This window comes from Vibrio sp. Of7-15 (assembly GCF_022347565.1).
GTDB lineage: Bacteria > Pseudomonadota > Gammaproteobacteria > Enterobacterales > Vibrionaceae > NORP241.
The window spans coordinates 1-23,859 of the sequence record NZ_JAKRGH010000021.1; the positions used below are offsets into that span (position 1 = coordinate 1).

A 23,859-nucleotide genomic window follows, 5' to 3' on the forward strand; every position below is an offset into this window, starting at 1 on the left:
AGCATTGTGGACCCACCTGATTCCTTGCCGAACTCAGAAGTGAAACGCAATAGCGCCGATGGTAGTGTGGGGCTTCCCCATGTGAGAGTAGGACATCGCTAGGCTTGAATTCTAAAAGGCTTCCCATTGGGAAGCCTTTTTTCGTTTCAGATTTCTATTTTTATGTAGTGAGAAACTTATCTTCAGCTAATTGCCACAGTGCTTTAATCAGCGGGTTATTGAGCTGAGAGCGTTTACAGCAGATCCCTAGTTCAAAAGGTTCAATCGCAGATGTATTGAGTATTTGAATTTTTTCTTTAACCGGGCTGCTTTCTATCACCACATTTGGTGCTATACCTACCCCACAGCCCAAGGCGACCATACTCACGATTGCTTCATGGCCTGACACCTGAGCATAGATGTTTGGTTTTATCTTGTTACTTTTAAACCAACTGTTGGCTCTGTCTCTTGCTGTTCCTGCTTCTGGCACAATAAATGGCACTTTGTCCCATTGAATTGGCGTACTTTGTAGATCAACGCTCAGTCCACTGACCCCTGAAGGACCTATCACTGACAGAGGGATGTTGCTGATGGTTTCAAAAGATAATTTAGCCGGCAGGGATTCGGGCTTGGCTGAGATCGCAATATCCGCTTCATCATTTACGACTTTATCGATGGACTGAGCAGGATCACCTGTAGATAGCTTGATTTCAATTTGAGGGTAGTTGATTCTAAATTCATTGATGAGCTCGGGTAGGTGGCTATAACTGGCAGTAACTGAGCAAAATAATCTAAGTTCCCCTTCCAGCTGTAGAGTGGGCTCTGCGATATCAGATTTAAACTTTCCCCATTCAGATGTCATGTTGAGTGCAATGGGTAATAGCTTCTTGCCTGTACTCGTTAACTCGACGCTGCGGTTATCACGAATGAATAAACTCTGCCCTACTTCCTCCTCTAAACGTTGGATTTGGCGACTGAGTGCAGAAGGGCTGATATGCATGGCTGCAGCTGTTTTACTAAAGTTTTTGCTATCACATAGATGAATGAATAATTGTAAATATTTTATGTTCATTGATGTTGCATTTATTGCAATGATTTGTTGTGAATATAACACTTTAAGCAATGAAAAACCTGCTTTAGTATGAACTCATTCGGTACAGAATAAGATACCGACCTGATGGAAAGAATTTTAACGGAGTTCATAATATGTCTAACTACTTCAATACATTAAACTTGCGTGAGCAATTGGATCAACTAGGCCGTTGTCGTTTCATGGACCGCGAAGAATTTGCAACAGAAGCGGATTTTTTGAAGGGTAAAAAAGTTGTGATCGTAGGTTGTGGTGCGCAAGGTTTAAACCAAGGCCTTAATATGCGTGATTCAGGTCTAGACGTATCTTATGCCCTTCGTCAGGCTGCTATCGATGAAAAGCGTCAATCGTTTAAAAATGCGAGTGAAAATGGCTTTGTTGTTGATAGCTACGAAAATCTAATTCCACAAGCAGATCTGGTTGTTAACCTAACGCCAGATAAGCAGCACACAAGTGTTGTTGAAGCAGTTATGCCATTAATGAAAGAAGGCGCTGCATTGGGTTATTCTCATGGTTTTAATATTGTTGAAGAAGGGATGAAAGTTCGTGATGACCTAACGGTTGTTATGGTAGCTCCTAAGTGCCCAGGTACTGAAGTTCGTGAAGAGTATAAACGTGGCTTTGGTGTTCCAACTCTGATGGCTGTTCACCCTGAGAATGATCCAAAAGGTGAAGGTTTCGAAATCGCGAAAGCGTGGGCGGCAGCAACGGGTGGTCACCGTGCAGGTGTTCTTGAGTCTTCATTTGTGGCTGAAGTGAAATCCGATCTAATGGGTGAGCAAACTATCTTGTGTGGCATGCTACAAGCTGGCTCGATTGTTTGTTATGAAAAAATGATCGCTGATGGAATCGATGCTGGTTACGCAGGTAAGCTTCTACAGTATGGTTGGGAAACCGTGACAGAAGCGCTGAAGTTTGGTGGTGTGACTCACATGATGGATCGCCTATCTAACCCAGCGAAAATCAAAGCATTTGACCTTTCTGAAGAGCTAAAAGACTTAATGCGTCCACTTTACAATAAGCACATGGATGACATCATCACTGGTCACTTTTCTAGCACTATGATGGCTGATTGGGCAAACGACGATAAAAACCTGCTAGGCTGGCGTGAAGAAACGGGTGAAACAGCGTTTGAAAACTACCCTGAAACAGATGTTGAGATCCCAGAGCAAGAGTACTTCGATAACGGTATTTTGATGGTTGCTATGGTGCGTGCGGGTGTTGAGCTTGCGTTTGAAGCCATGACAGCATCAGGCATTATTGATGAGTCCGCTTACTATGAGTCTCTTCATGAGCTACCACTGATCGCAAACACCATTGCTCGTAAGCGTCTATACGAAATGAACGTGGTTATTTCTGATACGGCTGAATATGGTAACTACCTATTTGCTAACGTTGCGACTCCATTACTACGTGAGAAGTTCATGCCAAACGTAGGCACTGATGTGATTGGTAAAGGTCTAGCTGAACCAGGTAATGGCGTAGATAACGCGAAACTAATTAAAGTAAACAGTGTTATTCGTAACCACCCTGTAGAGTTTATTGGTGAAGAACTACGTGGTTACATGACAGACATGAAAACAATTGCTGTAGGCGGTTAAGCCAGCAAATAGTAACAACTCCAGATAAACTGGGGCTCATAAATATAAGAAGTTAAACACAACATAAAAACAAAAGGCTTGGTCAATATTGACCAAGCCTTTTTTATATCTGTTTTTTCAGGAAAAGTCTGAGTGCTTATTTATCGGAAAGCTTAGCTTCTAGATCTGCCAGTTTCTTTTCCATTTCCGTTAGCTTTTGACGTGTGCGTAGTAGCACTTGTGTTTGAACATCAAACTCTTCACGGCTTACCACGTCTAATTTACCCAGTTGACCTTGGATCACCTGACGTACTTTTTGCTCAACATCTACACCTAGATCTTTTACAGGCTTAGGCATTGAGTCATGAATTTGCTTAGCAACTTGCTCTAGTTTTTTTGGATCAAACATGACGACTCCTCTTTAATTGTGATTATTCTATTCAATCCGAGATAGCTTGTCCTGCTTTCAGTTACAAAAAAGGCTGCACGGGGCAGCCTTTGAGTTATGTATCAAAAAACTAATTAGCTTTCTTTCTGCTTAAGTGCGTTACGAGCTTCATCTGCACGTGCTAGCTTTTCCAAATCTTTATCTTCTAGGAAGACAGGAAGAGGTTTGTGCTCACTTGCTAGGTAGCTGTAAATCACAGGAAGTACAAACAGAGTGAAGATAGTACCAATTGCCAGACCAGCCACGATCACAATACCAATACTGAAACGCTGAGCGGCACCTGCCCCGGTTGCGTACATTAGTGGGATTAGACCAGCAATCATCGCTGCGGTTGTCATCAGGATTGGACGTAGACGCACTTTGGCTGCTTCCATTACTGCTGAGGTACGATCTTTCTTGTTATGAAGTTGCTCTTCTTTTGCTACTTCACAAATCAAGATACCGTGTTTGGTGATAAGACCAATCAGGGTGATCAAACCGACCTGAGAGTAAATGTTCATGGACGCTGCACCCCATGCCAGTGCGATTAACGCACCACAAATAGCAAGTGGTACCGAAACCAGAATAACCAATGGATCGCGCAGAGACTCAAACTGAATAGCCAATACCAAGAAAATAATGGCAAGAGCTAAGCCGAATGTCATGTACAGCGCATTACCTTCTGTTACGTATTGACGAGCCTCACCCATGAAGTCGTATTGGTAACCAGTTGGTAGTTTTTCTGCTGCTGTATCGGTAAACCAAGTAATCGCATCACCCATCGCAACTGTTGGTGATGGAACCGCACCGACGGTTGCTGAGTTTAATTGGTTGAAGTGAGGCAGCGAGCGAGGCTCTGCAACCACATCAATCTTAATTAAACTACCTAGAGGAATTGAGTTACCGTCTGCCGCACGAACATAGTAACCATTCATTGATTCAGGGTTAAGGCGGTACTTACGCTCTACTTGCGGGATCACCTCATAAGAGCGTCCGTTTAGATCGATACGGTTTACGTAGCCATCCGCCATCATGGTACTTAGGGTCATACCGATGTCTTGCATGGTTACGCCATAAGCGCCTGCCTTGTCTTTATCAATGTTGATTTTCATGGTTGCTGAGTCGTAGTTCAGATCCAGATCTGAATACACGAACAGCGGGCTTTTTTGTACTGCACTTAGTACATCACTAGCCACTTGGAATAAGCTTTCGAAGTTATTCGGTGTGGTAATAACGAACTGGATAGGCAGACCAGAACCTGCACCTGGTAGCTCAGGCATTTGGAACGCCGTTACCGCCATTTCAGGAATGTCTTTTACCAATTCAGTAACACGTTTCACCACGTCTTCTTGGCTGGCTTCACGCTCACTCCATGGCACCATAGAAGCAATACCAAACGCTTGGTTTGAACTTGGTACACCAGAGAATACCTGTGCGTAGGCAACCTCAGGTTGATCACTTAGCAGATCGTTTACTTCGTTCATGGCGTTTTGGATGTAATCCAAGTTTGCGTTAGATGGCGCTGTACCCATCATCATTAATACGCCTTTATCTTCTGATGGTGCCAGTTCACTAGGAATGAACTTAAACAGCATCGGAAGGCTGGCAAAAACGATAAGAGCAAAAGCGATAAACACTGGGCGACGTTGCATTACTGCAGCCAGCATGTTTGCATAACTGTTGGTCATGCGATCAAGGAAGTTATGAACGGTCTTTTCAAACTTACCAGGCTCTGCATTGGCTTTTAGCATTTGTGCACACATCATTGGCGATAGTGTTAGTGCAATGATGCCTGATACAAATACTGCCCCTGCGAGGGTTAGTGCAAACTCTTTAAACAGAGAACCTGTGATACCACCCATCATGGCGATCGGAGCGTATACCGCGCCCAAAGTTAACGTCATGGCGATAACGGGTACGGCAATTTCACGGGTACCAATGATCGCAGCACGGAATGGTGATTCACCTAACTTGATGTGACGATCCACGTTTTCCAGTACAACGATGGCGTCATCAACCACCAGACCGATGGCCAGAACCATCGCTAGCAGTGTCATTAGGTTCCACGAGAAGCCAAACATCTGCATTACCAACGCAACACCAATGAGCGACAATGGAATTGTGATGATAGGAATTAATACTGCGCGGAATGAACCTAAGAAGATGGTGATTACCACCAGTACGATTAATGCCGCTTCAACGATGGTTTTAATTACTTCGTTGATGGATTCATTGATCGCGATGGTGGAATCGTACATCACGTTCATGTTGATGTTGCTTGGTAAGTTTTTCTCTAATTGAGGTAATAACTCCAAAATATCAGCAGCGATGTTGATTGGGTTAGCACTTGGTGCGGCATTGATTGCAGCAACAACCGCTTCTTGACCATTCGCGCTTGCACGGTAAACGTCATGGCTCTTTTCTAGAGTGACTTTAGAAATGTCACCTAAGCGGATTACCTGACCTTCTTTGGTTGATACAACCAGTTTTTCCAGTTCATCCGTGTTACTTACCTGTGTGTCCGCACTGCCGTTGTACAGCACAAACTCACCAACTGCCTGGCCTGTTGCCGATTGGTAGTTGTTGGCATTTAACACGTTCATGATGTCGCTGGCGGTGAGGTTGTAAGCGGCCATTTTGGCAGGATCCAGCCACACACGCAGTGCGTACTTCATACCACCGTATAGGTCGACTTTTGATACACCGTTAACCGTAAAGAACTGTGGGTTAATTACACGTTCAAGGTAGTCGGTTAGCTGGCTTGAAGCGAGCTCATCACTGGTGAAACCAATGTACATAACCGCGGTTGTCGAACCGGTCGACATGGTTACCGTTGGATCTTCAGACTCTTTTGGAAGCTGAGAGCGAACCGAGTTGGTTTTTGCCAGTATATCGGCCAGAGCCGCATTTGGATCGGTGTTCAGCTTCATGTTCACGGTGATGGTAGACGTACCCAATACACTGGATGAGGTCATAAAGTCGATATTATCTGCCTGAGCGACGGCTTGCTCTAAAGGCTGAGTAATAAAGCCTTGGATTAAGTCGGCACTGGCACCATAGTAGCCGGTTGTCACGGTGACTACGGTGTTGGTCATGTCTGGGTATTCACGAACCTGCATCTTAAAGATTGCTTGAAGGCCAAGCAGAGCAATTAAGAAGCTGATCGAAACTGCCAGTACAGGACGTTTAATAAAAACATCAGTAAAGCGCATGTTTCCTCCCAATTACAGCATTGGTGTTTCTGCTGAAGGTTTCAGAGCATCACTTTCGACAATGCGTACTTTAGCGCCGTTACTTAAACGTACCTGACCAGAGGTAACAACTAAGTCATCCGGGCTAACACCTTCTAAGATATGAGCAATATCGCCAGTTCGCTCACCGACTTTGATCACAGATTGACTCACGCGCTTCTCACCATCTTTGTCACTGATGATGTACACGTTGTCGCCGTACAGTGTGAAGGTAATTGCGGTTTGTGGCAGAGTGATCTGATCTTCGATGGTTGGAAGAATGATGTGAGCACGTGCAAACATACCCGAACGTAGCTGACCCTCATTGTTTGGAATATCAGCTTGAACTTGGATTAAACCACTTTGTAGGTTAACCGCAGGCTCAATAGCACTGATGGATCCTTGGAATGCAGTATCTGGGTAAGCATCAACAAAAATATCTACTTGTTGATCTAAGTGAATCTTCGAGATGTCTGTTTGAGGAACCGTAAAGCGTAAACGCATTAAGCTTGTATCTTCTAAACGAACGATTTCAGTGTCAGGCTTGATGTATTGACCTAGGAATACATTACGTAGACCAACTACACCATCAAACGGTGCTTTGATTTCACGTCGAGCAATCGTCGCTTTTAAGCTCTCAATATCGGCAGCAAGAGAGTAGTAAGACGCTTCTGCATCATCGTACGCTTCTTTTGATATTGAACCTTTTTTGTATAGGCCTTGGTAGCGCTTATATTTGGCTAAGGCGGCTGGCAGTTTTGCTTCTGTACTCTTTAAGTTGGCTTTTTCAACAGTAGAGTCAAGGTGAACCAATGGCTGACCCGCTTTAACAGCGCTGCCTGATTCAAAATCGATACGTTCGATAATACCGTTCACTTCCGTGGTTAGTGTTACCCCTTGGTTTGGTTCAATAAAACCAATCGCTTCAATGGTTGGCACCCAGTCTGTAGTCTCCACTTTCATGGCTGTAACAGGAAACTCTGGCTCTGGCATGTTCGCCATATACTCTGCGATTGCCTTTTGCTTGAACATGTTAAAGCCGATCACACTGCCAAATAGCAGGAGTGCGATGACTAGCATGGCGAAGGTCCACTTTTTCATTATTATTAGTGCTCCGTTAATGTTTAATAATTGCATCCCAACTGGCGAGAATGGCCGCTTCTATTGCCTTCTCATCCAACTGATACAAGCCTTGAGCGTGTTTACGAGCGAGGGCTACGCTTGCTTCCAGACTTAGGCCGATCAAAATTTTGTTATCGAGTAGTTTGAACAATCCAGCTTGCTTACCATCGGTAAACAGCTGATCTACTTTGGCAAACATTTTTTGTTCGAGTTCCCGGAACTGAGCATTATCTTTGGTAGGTAAACACTCGTATTGATTGCGGTTTAGTAAGGTATTGCAATCAGAGGACGCTAAATGCCAAATGTTCAGCCACATTGTCCGATACCTTTCTTGCAATGGCATGTCATTGTCGACATTCAGCTGTATGGCTGTCGCGATTCGGGCTAGGACGTGGTATTTCAATTGTTCAATTAGATCATCTTTATCTTCAAAATAACGATAGATCGTGCCAGCAGCGACTCCTGCTTGCTTGGCTACCATTTGCATGGATAAGCCATGAAAGCCTCTTTCTGCCAGCAATAATTCCGTTGCTTCGAGGATTTGTTCTCGTTTATCCGTCATGTTAAAAACCATCGTGAATGAACGTTCATTCATTATTGTATGGGTGGATATATTTTACGCAAGTGTTTCTTTGTCAATATTTGGAAAATTATCTTGTCACTGCATGGTGATCTTAGTCATCATATTAGGGATTCATCGCAATATGTGTTCTTTATCTGATACTCGTTAGGATACCTTATGAAACTCAACCCTCGTCAAAACGAAGCCGTTAATTATGTCTCTGGCCCCTGCTTAGTCCTTGCTGGTGCTGGTTCAGGCAAAACGAGGGTGATCACCAACAAAATTGCTTATTTGGTTCAACAATGTGGCTACAAAGCTCGAAACATCGCGGCTGTAACGTTTACGAATAAAGCGGCTCGTGAAATGAAAGAGCGTGTGGGGCAAACTTTAGGCAAAAAAGAAGCGCGTGGCTTAATGGTTTCGACTTTCCACTCACTGGGTTTAGATATTATCCGTCGTGAGTACAAAGTGTTGGGGTTAAAGGCTGGTTTCTCGTTGTTCGATGATCAAGACCAGTTGGCATTGTTAAAGGAGTTAACGGAAAAACAGATTGATGGCGATAAGGATCTACTGCGTCAGTTATTGAGTGCTATTTCAAACTGGAAAAATGACATGCTGACGCCAGCACAGGTAAAAGGCATGGCCAGTTCAGAGCAAGATCAGCTGTTTGCTTTTTGCTTTGAGATGTACCAGACCCAAATGAAAGCGTACAACGCCTTAGATTTTGATGACTTAATCTCCATGCCAGTACAGTTATTGAAAAATAATAAAGAAGTACGGGATCGCTGGCAGAGTAAAATTCGTTATTTGCTGGTGGATGAATATCAAGATACCAATACCAGCCAGTATGAAATGGTCAAATTGCTGGTGGGTGAACGTGGCCGCTTAACCGTGGTAGGGGATGATGATCAGTCGATTTATTCTTGGCGTGGCGCAAGGCCACAAAACTTAGTGCTGCTCAATGAAGATTACCCAAACCTTAGAGTCATCAAGCTGGAACAGAACTACCGTTCAACCAGCCGTATTTTACGCTCAGCCAATATCTTGATTGCGAACAACCCGCACGTGTTTGAGAAAACTCTTTTCTCTGAAATTCCAGACGGTGAAATGCTAAAGGTACTTACCGCCAAAGATGAAGAGCATGAAGCCGAGCGTGTGGTGGGTGAGATGATTGCTCATCGGTTTATGAACCGCACCGATCATAAAGATTACGCGATTTTATACCGAGGTAATCATCAGTCTCGCTTGTTTGAAAAAGCCCTGATGCAAAACCGTATCCCTTATAAAATATCGGGCGGAACGTCTTTTTTTGCTCGTGCTGAAATTAAAGACATCATGGCTTACCTGCGTCTCTTAACGAATCATGATGATGACAATGCGTTTTTACGAGTGGTGAATACGCCGCGTCGTGAAATCGGGCCTGTGACATTAGAGAAACTAGGCAGCTACGCGAACATGCGCGGTAAGAGCTTGTTTGAAGCCAGCTTTGAAATCGGGTTAGAGCAAACTTTATCTGGACGTGGATTAGAATCGTTACGTCGTTTTACACGTTGGGTGGTGGAGCTGGCGGATAACGCAGAGCGTGGCAATACGGTTGATGCGGTGCGTTCTCTCGTTCGTGATATTAATTACGAGGATTGGTTGTATGAAACCTCGACCAGCGGTAAAGCGGCAGAAATGAGAATGAAGAATGTCTCTGATCTGTACAGCTGGATCGTGAAAGACTTGGAAGGCGATAATTACGATCAAGAAGAGAAAACATTAAAAGAAGTGGTACAGCGATTAACCTTGCGTGACATGATGGAGCGCGGTGAAGATGACGACGATGCTGATCAAGTTCAATTGATGACCTTGCATGCATCTAAAGGGCTTGAATTTCCATACGTGTATTTGATTGGGGCCGAAGAAGGGATTTTGCCGCACCAAACCAGCATTGATGAAGATAACGTCGAAGAAGAACGTCGATTAGCGTATGTGGGTATCACACGGGCTCAAAGGGAGCTGACCTTTACGTTATGTAAAGAGCGCCGCCAGTATGGTGAGCTTATTAAGCCTGAGCCAAGTCGTTTTCTAGAAGAGCTACCTTTTGATGATTTGGAATGGGAAAGTCAAAAACCAAAGCAAACCAAAGAAGAGCGCATGGAACGAGGGCAAGCGCATATTGCTAATTTAAAAGCGATGTTTAAGAAATAGCGGGTTACATCGCTTGTTATGAAGAACAAATAAAAAGGGGTTGGCGAATGTTCGCCAACCCCTTTTTTCTAAATGGGACCTTTTAGATGTCTTTGATCATGTGCTCGATGGCTGCCACGATTTCATCGTCTGAACAATCCATACATGAACCTTTCGCTGGCATCGCGTTAAATCCGTTGATGGCGTGGTCTTTTAGAACATCGTTACCTTGTGCGATACGAGGAGCCCATGCGTCAGCGTCACCTGATTTAGGCGCACCTGCCACACCTGCGCCATGACATGCGATACAGAATGTGCCATACACTTGAGCACCAGTACGAGGGCCTTTTGGTTCGTTAGAGACTGGCTCACTACCAGCAAGGTAGACTTCGCCGACAGGTTTAATGCGTTCTGCAATAGCATCGTGTGACATATCTGCTGCAATAGAAGCTGTGGAAAAAGTTAATGCTGCAATAGCTGGCACGATGATACGACGTAGAGATATATCCATTAAGCTCACTTTACACTCCCGGATTTGATTGGCTGATGTCTTTATGTTTGTTTTTCAGCGGTTATTTTGTTTTTCAGGGTGTTTACCGAGGTGAAACCTGAGAAAAAAGCGGTTCAGAGTTAACTCCGTGTAAACATTGGGTGATTATATCGTCTTCGATTGTTGCAATAAACCATTAGTATCGCTCTTAGTTGGCTTTATTGTGCGCGAATTGTCGAAAAAGAGACCAAACGATAAAAAAAGTAAAAAAAGTACTAGACGAGGGTGGGTGATATCCGTATTATTCCTCTCCGCCGATAGGGCATGCGCCTGTAGCTCAGCTGGATAGAGCGTTGGCCTCCGGAGCCAAAGGTCGAAGGTTCGAATCCTTTCAGGCGCGCCAACGGAGTAAAATATTGGCAAAGTAACAAACATTGGTGGCTATAGCTCAGTTGGTAGAGTCCCGGATTGTGATTCCGGTTGTCGCGAGTTCAAGCCTCGTTAGCCACCCCATATTTAGGTAACATTAGTTCCCTGTTTTGACGTAGGTCGAAACGAAACCTTAAGTCGGTGAATAGCGCAGCTTGGTAGCGCATCTGGTTTGGGACCAGAGGGTCGGGGGTTCGAATCCCTCTTCACCGACCACTTACATTGGTGGCTATAGCTCAGTTGGTAGAGTCCCGGATTGTGATTCCGGTTGTCGCGAGTTCAAGCCTCGTTAGCCACCCCATATTTAGGACGTTGACTATATTCAATATCCTTGGCGAAAGCCTAAACTGTCTCGGTGAATAGCGCAGCTTGGTAGCGCATCTGGTTTGGGACCAGAGGGTCGGGGGTTCGAATCCCTCTTCACCGACCACCTTAAAAGCCCGCTCTGATGAGCGGGCTTTTTTTGTTTAAATATTCCACTGCTCTCTATCTATATATCAAACGTAACCACTGCTTTTTTTTATTTACCCGGCTTATAACTTCAAATATTTATTTAATATTGGAATTTATTGCTATTATGTTAATAGGCTGGTGGCATAAAAATTCATTTTTCTATCTTATCTTATTTATAAAAAACTAGTAGCAAGGGGTTTTTATGGTGTTAGATCCTTAATATACCTTGGCTTGCCCTTGTTTTTGTTCCTGTGAATATTTTCTCTCATTATGCACATTTGACTCTCTGCGTGATTTTTTATGCGTTAACCCTCCTTTTGCTAGTTTTTTAAACTTGCTTTGTTGCTTTTATGTGAATTTTTTGCCAAATTGATAGGCGAGCGAATTATCAGTGCATTGTGCTGATAACTGAATGGAATCAATTTTGCAGACAGGGCAGAAAACTGCCGAGCAGTAGAGGTCTGATAATGTCATTATTAGAAGTTAAAAATCTTCGAATCGAATACCCATCGCGCCACGGTATTCATGCCGCAGTGAAATCACTGTCGTTTTCTATTGAGCGTGGTGAAATTGTGGGCGTCGTTGGAGAGTCTGGTGCTGGTAAATCAACAGTAGGGAATGCTGTTATCGATTTATTAAGCCCTCCAGGACGAATCGCAAGCGGTGAGGTTTATTTAGATGGTGAAAAAGTATCGGGCTTAACTTCCGAAGAAATGCGCTCTGTTCGTGGCTCAAAAATTGGGTTTATTTTTCAAGATCCAATGACATCTCTTAACCCTCTTTTTACTGTTGAGCAGCAATTAACAGAAACTATTTTAGCGAATTTAAATGTGAGTGCCGAAGAAGCGGTTCAGCGAGCACTGACATTAATGGATCAGGTCGGGATACCTGAGCCACAACTTCGTATTAAGCAATTCCCTCATCAATTCTCTGGTGGTATGCGACAGCGTGTGGTTATTGCCATTGCGCTGGCTGGTGAGCCAGAACTCATCATTGCGGATGAGCCAACCACCGCGCTGGATGTTTCTATCCAAGACCAAATTTTGAATTTGATCCGTGAATTGTGTATTCAACGCAACGTGGGTTGTATGTTAGTTACCCATGACATGGGCGTTGTGTCTAATGTCACCGATAAAGTGGCGGTTATGTACCGTGGTGACTTAGTCGAGTTTGGCCCAACAGGAAAAGTGCTTGGTGATCCTGATCATTCTTATACGCGTAGTCTTATTTCAGCAGTTCCGCGTTCAGATGTGAAGCTAGAACGCTTTCCATTGGTGAGTTACATCGAAGAAGCTCATGAAATGGAACCGCTGGATGTCAAAAATCATTGGCTGGGGCAAAGTGAAGATCAACGAGGTTATTCCGGCCCATTGTTGAACGTTGAAAATGTCAATTTACGCTTTGTGACGAAAGATTCGTTTTTTGAAAGTCGTCGTGAGTATGTACAAGCCTCTAATAATGTGAGCTTTGAAGTTCATGAAGGGGAAACATTTGGTCTTGTTGGTGAATCAGGATCGGGTAAATCGACTATTGCTCGTGTGATTGCGGGTTTGTATCCACCAAATTCAGGGCGTGTGACGTTTGAAGGGATTGATCTAACGGCATTGAAATCGGAAAAAGAGCGTCGTCCGCTTCGTCGTCAGATGCAGATGGTGTTCCAGAACCCATACACATCGATGAACCCGAGAATGAAGATCGCAGACATCATTTCAGAGCCTATTCGTTTTCATAAGCTTGCCAATTCAGAAGGTGAAATTCGTCAGATCGTCAATGACTTATTGGATCATGTTGGCCTTGGAAAAATGGCGGGTGTGAAATACCCACATGAATTTTCAGGTGGTCAGCGTCAGCGTATTTCGATTGCGCGCGCGTTGGCCACTCGTCCACGTTTGCTCATTTGTGATGAGCCAACATCAGCTCTGGACGTCTCGGTTCAGGCACAAATCCTCAATCTTCTTAAAGACCTGCAAGATGAGCTGAATCTGACCATGTTGTTTATCAGCCATGATTTACCTGTGATCCGCCAAATGTGTGATCGTATTGGCGTGATGCAAAAAGGTACTCTGTTGGAAGTGTCTCCTACAGAGCAGCTGTTTAATAACCCACAACATGAATACAGTAAACACCTTGTTTCTTTAATGCCTGAATTCACGGGTTTAAGAGAATATGTAAAAACGGCTTGAGCCGATTTATTTAAAGGCATTGCCTGACAATAAATAAGATGCACACACAACACAAACTAGGGATAGCTATCCCGCATAAGGAGTTATGCAGATGAGTATGAAAACCAAGATTGCCGTCGCTGTTGCAGCAGTGGCTGCAGGTGGTATCTATTTTGCGATGCAACCAAAAGAAGAAAACGTGGTTGAGCAAGAGACAGCTAAAATTGAGCAGTCCGCATCACAAGAAGTAACACTGAAAGTGGCTTACGATGCTGATCCAGTATCTTTAGATCCACATGAGCAGTTATCTGGTGGTACGCTTCAGATGTCGCATATGGTGTTCGACCCTCTAGTGCGTTACACCCAAGGTTTAGATTTTGAATCTCGTCTAGCGGAAAGCTGGGATCGTGTCGATGAGACGACGTTCCGCTTTGTTTTACGTAAGGGCGTAAAATTCCATTCAGGCAATGAGCTGACCGCAGATGATGTGGTGTGGACATTCAATCGTCTTAAGAGCTCACCAGATTTTAAAGCCATTTTTGACCCATACGAAAAGATGGTAAAAGTGGATGACTACACCGTTGAGTTAGTATCTAAGGGCGCTTACCCACTTGTGCTGCAAACGGCGACTTACATCTTCCCAATGGACAGTAAATTTTACACAGGTAACACCGCTGACGGTAAAGATAAAGGAGAAGTGGTTAAGCACGGTAACTCTTTTGCCTCGACCAACGTTTCTGGTACTGGCCCGTTTGTTGTTAAATCGCGTGAACAAGGTGTAAAAGTTGAGTTTGAACGCTTCGATGATTACTGGGACAAAGAGACTGGTAACGTTGATAAGCTGACTTTAGTACCAATTAAAGAAGACGCGACTCGTGTTGCGGCATTGCTTGCTGGTGATGTTGATATGATTGCACCAGTGGCTCCAAATGATCACAAACGTGTAGAAAGCGCATCAAATATTGATTTGGTTACTTTATCTGGTACACGCATTATTACTTTCCAAATGAACCAAAATAGCCACGAAGCATTGAAAGATGTGCGTGTTCGTCAAGCTATTGTTCATGCTATCAATAATGAAGGTATTGTTGAAAAAGTCATGAAAGGCTTTGCAACGGCGGCTGGTCAGCAAGGTCCTTCTGGGTACGCAGGCTATGATGAAGCACTTTCACCTCGATTCGATCTGGAAAAAGCCAAGCAACTCATGAAAGAAGCGGGTTATGAAAATGGCTTTACGCTTTCGATGATGGCACCAAACAACCGTTATGTTAACGATGCAAAAGTGGCACAAGCAGCGGCAGCAATGCTGTCTAAGATCGATATTAAGGTTGATCTAAAAACCTTGCCAAAAGCGCAATATTGGCCGGAATTTGATGTTTGTGCGGCTGACATGATGATGATTGGCTGGCATTCAGATACGGAAGATTCTGCGAATTTCTCTGAGTTCCTAACCATGACTCGTAACGAAGAAACGGGTAAAGGTCAGTACAACTGTGGCCATTACTCTAACCCTGAAGTAGACCGTTTAGTGGCTGCGTCTAATGTGGAAACGGATCCTACCAAGCGTTCTGAATTACTAAAGAAAGTCGAAACGACCTTGTATAACGACGCTGCTTTTGTGCCTCTGCACTGGCAGAACCTAGCGTGGGGTGCAGCATCTAATGTTGACATCAAGCCGATTGTGAACGCAATGAACTACCCATACTTCGGTGATTTGGTGGTTAACAAGTAAGTACAGTCGCTAACAAGCGAAGAAACACCAGTGCCTAGCTCTCCATTAGTAGGGGTAGGCACTATTTTCATGGATAGATAGAGGGGCAAGGAATGTTTACGTTTCTGGTCAAGCGCCTGTTTCAGGCTCTGATAGTGATGTTTGTGATCAGTCTGGTGGCGTTCGCCATTCAGGATAACCTGGGCGACCCGTTGCGTGAGCTCGTTGGACAGTCTGTTTCTGAATCGGAGCGTCAAGCGCTGCGGGATGAACTGGGCTTAAATGATCCATTTGTAACTAAATACAGCCGTTTTATTAGTAATGCGGTTCAAGGGGATTTAGGTACATCGTATTTCTTTAAGCGACCCGCTGTGGATGTCATTTTAGACAAGCTGGTGGCAACACTCGAACTGGTGTTTGGTGCCGCGCTGATTATTGTTGTTGTGTCAATCCCACTCGGGGTTTATTCGGCTATTAACCCTAATAGTGCATTAACCAAAGCGATTATGGCCTTCAGTAGTATCGGTATTTCTATACCAGTTTTTCTTACCGCTATTATGTTGATGTATGTCTTTTCAGTTGAGTTAAATTGGTTACCTTCTTATGGGCGGGGTGAAACCGCCAACGTATTAGGTTGGGAGTCGGGATATTTTACGGTTGATGGCCTACAGCATCTTATTTTGCCTTGTATTTCGTTAGCTTCCATCATGCTGCCATTGTTTATTCGTTTGGTTCGTTCTGAAATGTTGGAAGTACTGAGTTCGGAGTACATTAAGTTTGCTAAAGCAAAAGGCTTAGCAAGCAATAAAATCTATTACCAACACGCGCTAAAAAACACCATGCTGCCAGTGATCACCGTGGGTGGGGTTCAGATTGGTACTATGGTGGCTTACACCATTTTAACGGAAACGGTTTTTCAGTGGCCGGGAACCGGCTTTCTTTTCCTCGAAGCCATTAATCGTGTCGATACACCTTTGATCACAGCCTACGTTATTTTTGTAGGTTTGATTTTCGTTGTGACCAACACCATTGTCGATCTGTTGTATGGCCTAATTAACCCAACCGTAAACCTTACTGGTAAAGGAGCGTAAGCATGAGCACAACAACTACTGCACACATTCCTAGCCGTTGGGAACGTTTTAAAAATTCAGACATTGTGTACTACTTTCTAAAAGACAAAGTGGCAATGTTCAGTTTTGCCGTCTTTTTGGTTTTCTTACTCAGCGCATTACTGTCACCATTGATTGCGCCAACCAATCCGTACGATTTGGCTTCGGTTGATATCATGGACTCAGAGCTACCGCCATCATGGATGGAAGAAGGAGATGAACGTTTTCTTCTTGGTACGGATGATCAGGGCCGTGATATTTTTTCGACCATTCTTTATGGTGCCCGTTTATCGCTGACCATTGGTTTTTTAGCCGTTGCAGTTCAGCTTGTTCTGGGTATCGTGATTGGGTTGTCGGCGGGGTATTTCGGTGGCCGTATTGATAGCTTTTTAATGCGCTTTGCTGATGTTCAGCTGTCGTTTTCTACCATGATGGTAGCAATCATTGTGTCGGCCATTTTTAAAGCCAGCTTTGGTACGGAATTTTACAGTCAGTATGCCGTGCTCATGCTGGTGGTGATTATTGGTATTGCGGAGTGGCCACAATACGCGCGTACTGTGCGTGCTTCCGTTCTAGCAGAGAAGAAAAAAGAGTACGTGGAAGCCGCTCAGGTGATGGGCTTTAAAGCGCCGCGTATTATGTTCCGCCATATTTTACCAAATTGTTTATCGCCAATCTTAGTGATTTCAACGGTACAGATCGCCAACGCCATTATGTCGGAAGCGGCATTGTCATTCCTTGGTTTAGGTTTGCCTGTTGATCAGCCTTCACTGGGTTCTCTGATTAGTATCGGCTTTAACTACATTTTCTCTGGCTCTTGGTGGATCACGGCTTTCCCTGGTTTAGTTCTAGTTAGTTTGGTTTTGGTTATTAACCTATTAGGCGACTGGTTGCGTGATGTGTTTAACCCAAAAATCTATAAAGGTTAATTTGAGTTAATTCATTCACCTATCCCATTAGTTAAGAGCTGCTCTGTATGAGTGGCTCTTTTTTTATCCTTTATTTGGGTTGTTTATAAATAGAGGAATATTATTTGCATAAATAAGGGGTTAAGAGAAACCGACCTTTTCTTCGGATGCGATCGCAAAATAGGTTGGTTTTTACTTTTATTTCACTGCTGCTCACTTATTTTATACGGAGTTACCTGTATTCTGAGTGGTAGTTGCCAAGTTTAATATGTATCGGTTTTGCCGATAAGCATGACACCAAAAGAGTAATAGAAGTTCACATCATGAAAAATACGTGGCTGAAACAGAAGAGTCGTTGGATAAGTGTTGCTGGGATTTTTGTGGGGTTAAGTGGATTTTCTTCTGCGACTTTTGCCGCTGCGCCCATCAACCCGGAGTGCCTTCCTGGCACAACGCAAGGTAATGTATTGGCAGCATCTTGCCCTATAGGTCATGGTTTATGGGGAAGCAAACAGCCACAGAAGCTGGATAGCCAGTACTGGATTCAATGTGGCATGCTAAAAAACAAACCGTCTTCTTATGTGTTTGAGCAAATAAATAAAAAAGTGTCGGCGAAAGCTTGGGTGAAAAAAGAGCCCGCGGGCTATCGCTGTTTAATTGGCCCTTATCAGCACTATCAAAATGCCAAAACGGATCAAGTCACGCTGCGTTCTGATAACTCGTTCCGTGGTGCGATCATCCGTGAAGTACTGATGAATGAGAACAACATCGCTATTGTTGCAGGCACAGAAACGGCAGCAAAATCGGCTCCAATAAAAAAAGTGCCCAAAGCACCGAAGGTAGAGAAAAAAGTCTTTACTGCTGATCTGGATATTAAGCAAATTTTGACAGCAGAAGATGTGGAGATCCGACGCTCTGCAACTATCGACAATAAGAGTTACGCCATTCCTTTCTTGCTCGATAATAACGACAGTTTCTACATGGAAAACGAGATTGCGTGGAGCCGGGCAACGTTCGATGCTTCTAGCCTTGCCTGTGATCATTTGAGTATGCGTTTGATTACTGTCGAAGAGTGGCAGACACTGCGTCAGTCTGGGGTGATGGAGCAAGAAAAATGGCCACAGCATTTGCCTTACTGGGGTGAGAAAAAACAGGCTATGTTCTCTAATGGCACTACCCGAAAACTGAATGATTCTTCGCTATTGAACGTGATTTGTGTGAAGAGTTAGCACTTATTGACATCGTACATCGAAAGAAAAAAGCCCTGTGTTATATAGCACAGGGCTTTGTGTTTATAGCATAAGCGGTGTGCTTATCTCATGGTAACAAACTCTTCAGAGCCTGTTGGGTGGATCGCAACCACAGAGTCAAAGTCTTCTTTGGTGGCACCCATCTTCATGGCAACACCAAAACCTTGGATCATTTCATCAACGGCGAAACCGATACCGTGTAGGCCAACCACCACTTCGTTGTCGCCCGCACAAACCAGTTTCATCTTACATGGCTGGCGGTGTTTCGTAACAGCTGTGTACATGGCGGTGAAACCAGATTGGTACACTTTCACGTTATCTTCACCGTATTGTTCAATGGCTTCTTGCTCGGTAAGACCAATAGTGCCGATTGGTGGGTGGCTGAACACAACGGTTGGGACTAAGTTGTAATCCATTTTTGCGTTGGTCTTGCCATTAAACAGACGCTCAGACAACTGGCGGCCTGCTTTAACTGCAACAGGTGTCAGCTCAATACCACCTTCCATGATGTCGCCCACACAGTAAATGCCTTCCACGTTCGTTTGTTGGAATTCATCCACTTTGATGTAACCACGATCATTAGTTTCCACACCAGTAGACGCTAGGTTAATGGCATCGGTAGTTGGGTGACGGCCAATAGCCCAAATTAGGGTATCAACATTCTGGCTTTCACCGTTTTCTAGGTGCAGTGTTAGGCTGCCATCCTCTTCTTTGATTACTTCTTTTGGCACAGAATGGGTGTGAAGAGTTGGGCCTTCTGCTGCCATGACTTCTGTGAGGGTTTCAATGATCATTGGATCAAAGCTGCGCAGTGGCGACTCTTTACGTACGTATAGGTGTGTTTCTGTACCTAATGCATTTAATACGCCGGCGATCTCTACCGCGATGTAACCTGCACCTACAACGGCAACGCGTTTTGGTTGTTCCGTTAGCTCAAAGAAGCCGTTTGAGTCGATGCCGTATTCAGCACCTGGAATGTTTGGAATGGTCGGTCGGCCACCAACAGCGATGAGGATATGATCCGCCGTGTAATGCTCGCCATTAACTTCCACTGTTTTCGCATCAACAAACTTAGCGAACCCTTTGATCACATTAACCTTGTTGTTACCAAGAACACGATCATAAGATTGGTGGATACGGCCGATGTAAGCTTGGCGGCTTTCAACGAGCTTACCCCAGTCTAAGCTTTTTACATCAACATCAAAGCCGTAATCTTCAGCGTATAGATTCATCGCTTCAGCTACTTGAGCACCATGCCACATAACCTTTTTAGGTACACAGCCTACGTTTACACAAGTACCGCCTAAATCTTGAGCTTCAATGAGGGCTACTTTTGCGCCATACATAGAAGCTCGGTTTGCAGAGGCAATACCGCCGCTACCACCACCAATACAAATGTAATCAAAGTGTGTTGTCATTACTTTCTCCCTTTTTCGCTATTTTGCCCAGTAGTGTGAGCTTCTGGGCAAACAACGATATGATTGTTTTTTAACTTTATTATTCTGGAACAATCCAGTCTACTTTTACATGACCGGTTGCTGGCGCGATGGCATCTTTCAGATAAGGCAGAATTTCTTTCATCTGGCCTTCTAGCTTCCATGGCGGGTTGATGACGATCATGCCTGATGCCGTCATGCCGCGCTCGTTGGTATCTGGAGAGACGCCTAGCTCAATTTGAAGAATTTTACGAATGCCTAAGCTTTCTAGCCCTTCGATCATGTCTTCAATGTCGCAGCGGTTAACCACAGGGTACCAAATGGCATAAACCCCGGTTGCCCAGCGTTTGTGACTATCGCGAATAGCGCGAACCACGTCGTTATATTCTTTAGCAAGCTCATAAGGTGGGTCGATTAAGACCAAGCCTCTGCGCTCTTTTGGTGGCAAGCTTGCTTTTAAGCGCTCAAAACCGTCTTCTTTGTAGATCTTAACTTGGCGATCATGGTGAAACTCTTGCTCAAGCAGTGGGTGATCACTGGGATGAAGCTCTGTGAGTACCATGCGATCTTGCGGGCGTAAGTGAGCATGAGCAACACGTGGTGAACCTGGGTAGTAACGCAGTTCGTCACTGTTATTGAGGGTTTTTATGGCATCGAGATAGCTGATGATGTCTTCGGGAATGTCTTTTTGCTGCCAAACCCGTGCGATGCCTTGTTTGTATTCGCCCGTTTTTTCAGACCATTCATGGGTTAGATCGTAACGACCCACGCCGGAGTGTGTATCGTGGTAAACAAAGGGTTTTTCTTTCTGTTTTAAAGCATTAAGGATTAAGCTTTGAACGATATGTTTAACCACATCGGCATGGTTGCCAGCATGAAAACTGTGACGATAACTAAGCATGGAATGACTCTCTGATATTGAATAGCTGCATTATGGCGCATTGTATTGCCGGATGCAGCTTTATTGCACATTCTTCAAACTAAGATTAAGCAGTTTAGGGTGTAGTACGCGGCAGGGTATTGATTCGCTATTGAATTTATTGCCTGTCGCCTACATTTAAATAAGGACAACATAAATAAGGAACAGACGATGTCGAACCCATTATTGACCTTTACGGACTTACCTCCGTTTTCGCAAATCCAACCAGAACACATTAAACCAGCAGTAGAAAAAGCGATTGCTGATTGCCGCGCAAACGTAGAACACGTTCTTGCTCAAGACAGCGCACCAAGTTGGGCTACCATTTGTGCGCCTCTGGCTGAAACGGACGATCGTCTAAGCCGTATTTGGTCACCTGTGGGTCACATGAACTCTGTGGTTAACAGCAGTGAATTGCGTGACGCGTACGAAAGTTGTTTACCGCTCTTGTCGGAATACGGCACTTGGGTTGGGCAACACAAAGGTTTGTATGAAGCGTATAAAGCCATTAAAGCCAGTGATGAATTTGCGACATTAAGCCAAGCACAAAAGAAAACCATTACCGATGAGCTGCGTGATTTTGAATTATCGGGGATCGGCTTGCCTGCAGATGAGCAACATCGTTATGGTGAGATCAGCAAGCGTTCTTCTGAATTAGCTTCTTCATTCAGCAATAACCTGCTGGATGCCACCATGGGCTGGCAAAAACACGTGACCAATGAAGCTGAGTTAAGTGGTTTGCCAGAAACGGCGCTTGCGGGTGCAAAAGCAGCGGCAGAAGCGAAAGATCTGGACGGTTGGTTACTCACACTGGAAATGCCATCGTATTTGCCAGTGATGACTTACTGTGACAATCAAGCGCTGCGTCATGAAATGTATGAAGCATTTGTGACTCGTGCTTCGGATCGTGGGCCAAATGCTGGCAAGTGGGACAACTCAGAAATCATGACCGAAGAACTGCAACTTCGTCATGAAATTGCCCGCTTGCTTGGTTTTACTTCTTACAGTGAAAAGTCACTGGCTACTAAAATGGCGGAAAACCCAGGCCAAGTGCTGAGTTTTTTGAATGATTTGGCGGTGAAGGCGAAACCACAAGGTGAACGAGAAGTGGCTGAGCTGCGTGCTTTTGCGAAAAAAGAGCACGGTGTGGATGTGTTGAATCTGTGGGATATTGCTTACTACTCAGAAAAACTAAAACATCACCTATACAGCATTTCGGATGAAGAACTGCGCCCATACTTCCCAGAAAACAAAGTGATTTCAGGCTTGTTTGAAGTACTAAATCGTCTGTTTGGTATGAATGTTAAAGAGCGCAATGATGTCGACGTGTGGCATGAGTCAGTGCGCTTCTTTGATATTTTTGATGCAAATGGCACCTTGCGTGGCAGTTTCTATCTGGATCTGTACGCTCGTGAAAACAAGCGTGGTGGTGCGTGGATGGACGACTGCCGTGTACGCCGAGTGACCGTTGACGGCGAATTGCAAACGCCAGTGGCTTACTTAACGTGTAACTTCACTAAGCCTGTGGGTGACAAACCTGCCTTATTTACTCATGATGAAGTGGTCACCTTGTTCCACGAATTCGGTCATGGTATTCACCACATGCTGACGCAAATTGAGGTGTCTGCTGTCTCTGGTATTAACGGCGTGCCTTGGGATGCGGTGGAGCTGCCAAGTCAGTTCTTAGAAAACTGGTGTTGGGAAGAAGATGCCTTAGCCTTTATTTCAGGTCACCATGAAACGGGTGATCCATTGCCAAAAGACATGTTAGAAAAAATGCTGGCGGCGAAAAACTTCCAATCGGCGATGTTCATTCTGCGTCAGTTAGAATTGGGCTTATTCGATTTCACGCTGCACACGAATTACGATCCTGAAGTGGGTGCGCGTGTATTAGAAACGTTGGCGGAAGTAAAAGCAAAAGTGGCGGTACTGCCAAGTGTGGAATGGAACCGTTTCTCACACAGCTTTGGTCATATTTTTGCAGGTGGTTACAGCGCGGGTTACTACAGTTATCTGTGGGCCGAAGTGCTTTCTTCGGATGCGTTTTCTCGTTTTGAAGAAGAAGGGATCTTTAACACAGAAACAGGTCAGTCTTTCCTAAATAACATTTTGGAAATGGGTGGCAGTGAAGAGCCGATGGAGCTGTTTAAACGCTTTAGAGGTCGTGAGCCACAAATTGATGCGTTGCTGCGTCATTCTGGGATTAATGCGTAACGTTACGCGTTTCTAGTTCTGTCCCATATTAAGAAGCAGAGGTTTGATGGCCTCTGCTTTTTTATGGGTAGCTTGTATATGAGTCGATCATCGCGCTGGTGGAGGAGCAGCGATAACAGTTTAGGGGATCACGTTACGATTAATGGGGTTTTGCAATGAAATCAGAGTTTCTGTGGACTGAACTTCATCAATGGCTTGCAGCTTATCAATCAAAACGTATTGCAATTCTTCAATGGATTTACACATCAGTTTGACAAAAATATTATATGCACCAGTGGTGTAGTACGCCTCAACCACTTCATCAAGGGCATTGAGCTTTCGTAAGGCGGAATGATAATCTCGAGCTGCATTTAAATTGATGCCGATAAAGCAACATACGTCATAACCTAAGATTTTTGGGTTAACGACCACTTTTGTGCCTTCAATAATTCCGGCGGACTTCATTTTTTCGATACGAACATGCACAGTTGCAGGGCTTACATCAAAGCGTTTGGCAAGCTCAGCATAAGGAGTGCGAGCGTTGGTCATTAAGGCTTGCAGTATGTCGCGATCCAAGTCGTCAATTTTCGCGTGAGGGGTCATTATGTGTTATCCGCTCATTGGAGTTTATGCTGAT

General features: G+C 44.4%; 17 protein-coding genes, 5 tRNA genes and 1 rRNA gene. 14 read left to right on the top strand and 9 right to left on the bottom strand.

Features of this window, described 5'->3' with window-relative positions; genetic code table 11:
* A 5S ribosomal RNA gene (gene rrf, locus MHO82_RS18490) occupies positions 1-104 on the top strand; the annotation flags it as partial.
* A gap of 56 nt (positions 105-160) precedes the next feature.
* On the opposite strand, the gene ilvY is transcribed toward rrf, so the two are convergent.
* A complete protein-coding gene (gene ilvY, locus MHO82_RS18495) occupies positions 161-1,051 on the bottom strand; it encodes an HTH-type transcriptional activator IlvY (protein WP_239186228.1) in 891 nt (296 codons plus the stop codon).
* 134 nt (positions 1,052-1,185) lie between these two features.
* On the opposite strand from ilvY, the gene ilvC reads away from it, so the two are divergent.
* The gene (ilvC, locus tag MHO82_RS18500; RefSeq protein WP_239186230.1) at positions 1,186-2,670 is read left to right on the top strand and encodes a ketol-acid reductoisomerase; all 1,485 of its coding nucleotides are present in this window, start codon (positions 1,186-1,188) and stop codon (positions 2,668-2,670) included.
* A 136-nt stretch (positions 2,671-2,806) separates the two neighbouring features.
* On the opposite strand, the gene MHO82_RS18505 is transcribed toward ilvC, so the two are convergent.
* The 4 genes from MHO82_RS18505 to MHO82_RS18520 all read right to left on the bottom strand — a co-directional run bounded on the left by MHO82_RS18505 (position 2,807) and on the right by MHO82_RS18520 (position 8,002).
* The gene (locus tag MHO82_RS18505) at positions 2,807-3,058 is read right to left on the bottom strand and encodes an accessory factor UbiK family protein (protein ID WP_239186232.1); all 252 of its coding nucleotides are present in this window, start codon (positions 3,056-3,058) and stop codon (positions 2,807-2,809) included.
* Positions 3,059-3,171: 113 nt separating this feature from the next.
* Positions 3,172-6,288, bottom strand: a complete 3,117-nt coding sequence (locus MHO82_RS18510) for a multidrug efflux RND transporter permease subunit (protein ID WP_239186234.1) — start codon at positions 6,286-6,288, stop codon at positions 3,172-3,174.
* Positions 6,289-6,300: 12 nt separating this feature from the next.
* Positions 6,301-7,407 carry an efflux RND transporter periplasmic adaptor subunit gene (locus MHO82_RS18515; RefSeq protein WP_239186236.1) on the bottom strand — a complete coding sequence of 369 codons (1,107 nt, stop codon included), beginning with the start codon at positions 7,405-7,407 and terminating at the stop codon, positions 6,301-6,303.
* A 16-nt stretch (positions 7,408-7,423) separates the two neighbouring features.
* On the bottom strand, positions 7,424-8,002 hold the full coding sequence (locus tag MHO82_RS18520) for a TetR/AcrR family transcriptional regulator (RefSeq protein ID WP_239186238.1): 579 nt from the start codon (positions 8,000-8,002) through the stop codon (positions 7,424-7,426).
* Between the two features lie 165 nt (positions 8,003-8,167).
* On the opposite strand from MHO82_RS18520, the gene rep reads away from it, so the two are divergent.
* Positions 8,168-10,183, top strand: a complete 2,016-nt coding sequence (gene rep, locus MHO82_RS18525) for a DNA helicase Rep (RefSeq protein ID WP_239186240.1) — start codon at positions 8,168-8,170, stop codon at positions 10,181-10,183.
* A gap of 82 nt (positions 10,184-10,265) precedes the next feature.
* On the opposite strand, the gene MHO82_RS18530 is transcribed toward rep, so the two are convergent.
* A complete protein-coding gene (locus MHO82_RS18530; protein WP_239186242.1) occupies positions 10,266-10,673 on the bottom strand; it encodes a cytochrome c5 family protein in 408 nt (135 codons plus the stop codon).
* A gap of 305 nt (positions 10,674-10,978) precedes the next feature.
* Here MHO82_RS18530 and MHO82_RS18535 point away from each other — a divergent pair.
* The 10 genes from MHO82_RS18535 (at position 10,979) to MHO82_RS18580 (ending at position 18,653) form a co-directional block, all read left to right on the top strand.
* Positions 10,979-11,055 (top strand) — tRNA-Arg (locus tag MHO82_RS18535).
* Between the two features lie 34 nt (positions 11,056-11,089).
* Positions 11,090-11,165: transfer RNA gene (locus tag MHO82_RS18540), tRNA-His, on the top strand.
* A 55-nt stretch (positions 11,166-11,220) separates the two neighbouring features.
* Positions 11,221-11,297 (top strand) — tRNA-Pro (locus MHO82_RS18545).
* Positions 11,298-11,306: 9 nt separating this feature from the next.
* Positions 11,307-11,382: transfer RNA gene (locus MHO82_RS18550), tRNA-His, on the top strand.
* A gap of 52 nt (positions 11,383-11,434) precedes the next feature.
* Positions 11,435-11,511: transfer RNA gene (locus MHO82_RS18555), tRNA-Pro, on the top strand.
* Between the two features lie 490 nt (positions 11,512-12,001).
* Positions 12,002-13,717 (top strand): ABC transporter ATP-binding protein, encoded by a 1,716-nt coding sequence (locus MHO82_RS18560; RefSeq protein WP_239186244.1) that lies wholly within the window; start codon positions 12,002-12,004, stop codon positions 13,715-13,717.
* 157 nt (positions 13,718-13,874) lie between these two features.
* Positions 13,875-15,428: an ABC transporter substrate-binding protein gene (locus tag MHO82_RS18565; RefSeq protein WP_239186379.1), complete on the top strand. Its 1,554-nt coding sequence runs from the start codon at positions 13,875-13,877 to the stop codon at positions 15,426-15,428.
* A gap of 92 nt (positions 15,429-15,520) precedes the next feature.
* Positions 15,521-16,498, top strand: a complete 978-nt coding sequence (locus MHO82_RS18570) for an ABC transporter permease (protein WP_239186246.1) — start codon at positions 15,521-15,523, stop codon at positions 16,496-16,498.
* 2 nt (positions 16,499-16,500) lie between these two features.
* A complete protein-coding gene (locus MHO82_RS18575) occupies positions 16,501-17,445 on the top strand; it encodes an ABC transporter permease (RefSeq protein ID WP_239186248.1) in 945 nt (314 codons plus the stop codon).
* Between the two features lie 302 nt (positions 17,446-17,747).
* A complete protein-coding gene (locus MHO82_RS18580; protein ID WP_239186250.1) occupies positions 17,748-18,653 on the top strand; it encodes an SPOR domain-containing protein in 906 nt (301 codons plus the stop codon).
* A gap of 83 nt (positions 18,654-18,736) precedes the next feature.
* Here the strand turns inward: MHO82_RS18580 and gorA are convergent, their stop codons facing one another.
* Positions 18,737-20,092 carry a glutathione-disulfide reductase gene (gorA, locus tag MHO82_RS18585; RefSeq protein WP_239186252.1) on the bottom strand — a complete coding sequence of 452 codons (1,356 nt, stop codon included), beginning with the start codon at positions 20,090-20,092 and terminating at the stop codon, positions 18,737-18,739.
* A gap of 79 nt (positions 20,093-20,171) precedes the next feature.
* Complete coding sequence (locus MHO82_RS18590; protein WP_239186254.1) at positions 20,172-21,011, bottom strand: 23S rRNA (adenine(2030)-N(6))-methyltransferase RlmJ; 840 nt, start codon at positions 21,009-21,011, stop codon at positions 20,172-20,174.
* Positions 21,012-21,200: 189 nt separating this feature from the next.
* Between MHO82_RS18590 and prlC the strand changes: the two genes are divergently transcribed.
* Entirely contained in the window at positions 21,201-23,243 is a 2,043-nt protein-coding gene (gene prlC / locus MHO82_RS18595; RefSeq protein WP_239186256.1) for an oligopeptidase A, read from the top strand.
* A gap of 120 nt (positions 23,244-23,363) precedes the next feature.
* Here prlC and asnC read toward each other — a convergent pair whose 3' ends face one another.
* A complete protein-coding gene (gene asnC, locus MHO82_RS18600) occupies positions 23,364-23,825 on the bottom strand; it encodes a transcriptional regulator AsnC (RefSeq protein ID WP_239186258.1) in 462 nt (153 codons plus the stop codon).
* Between the last annotated feature and the right edge of the window lie 34 nt (positions 23,826-23,859).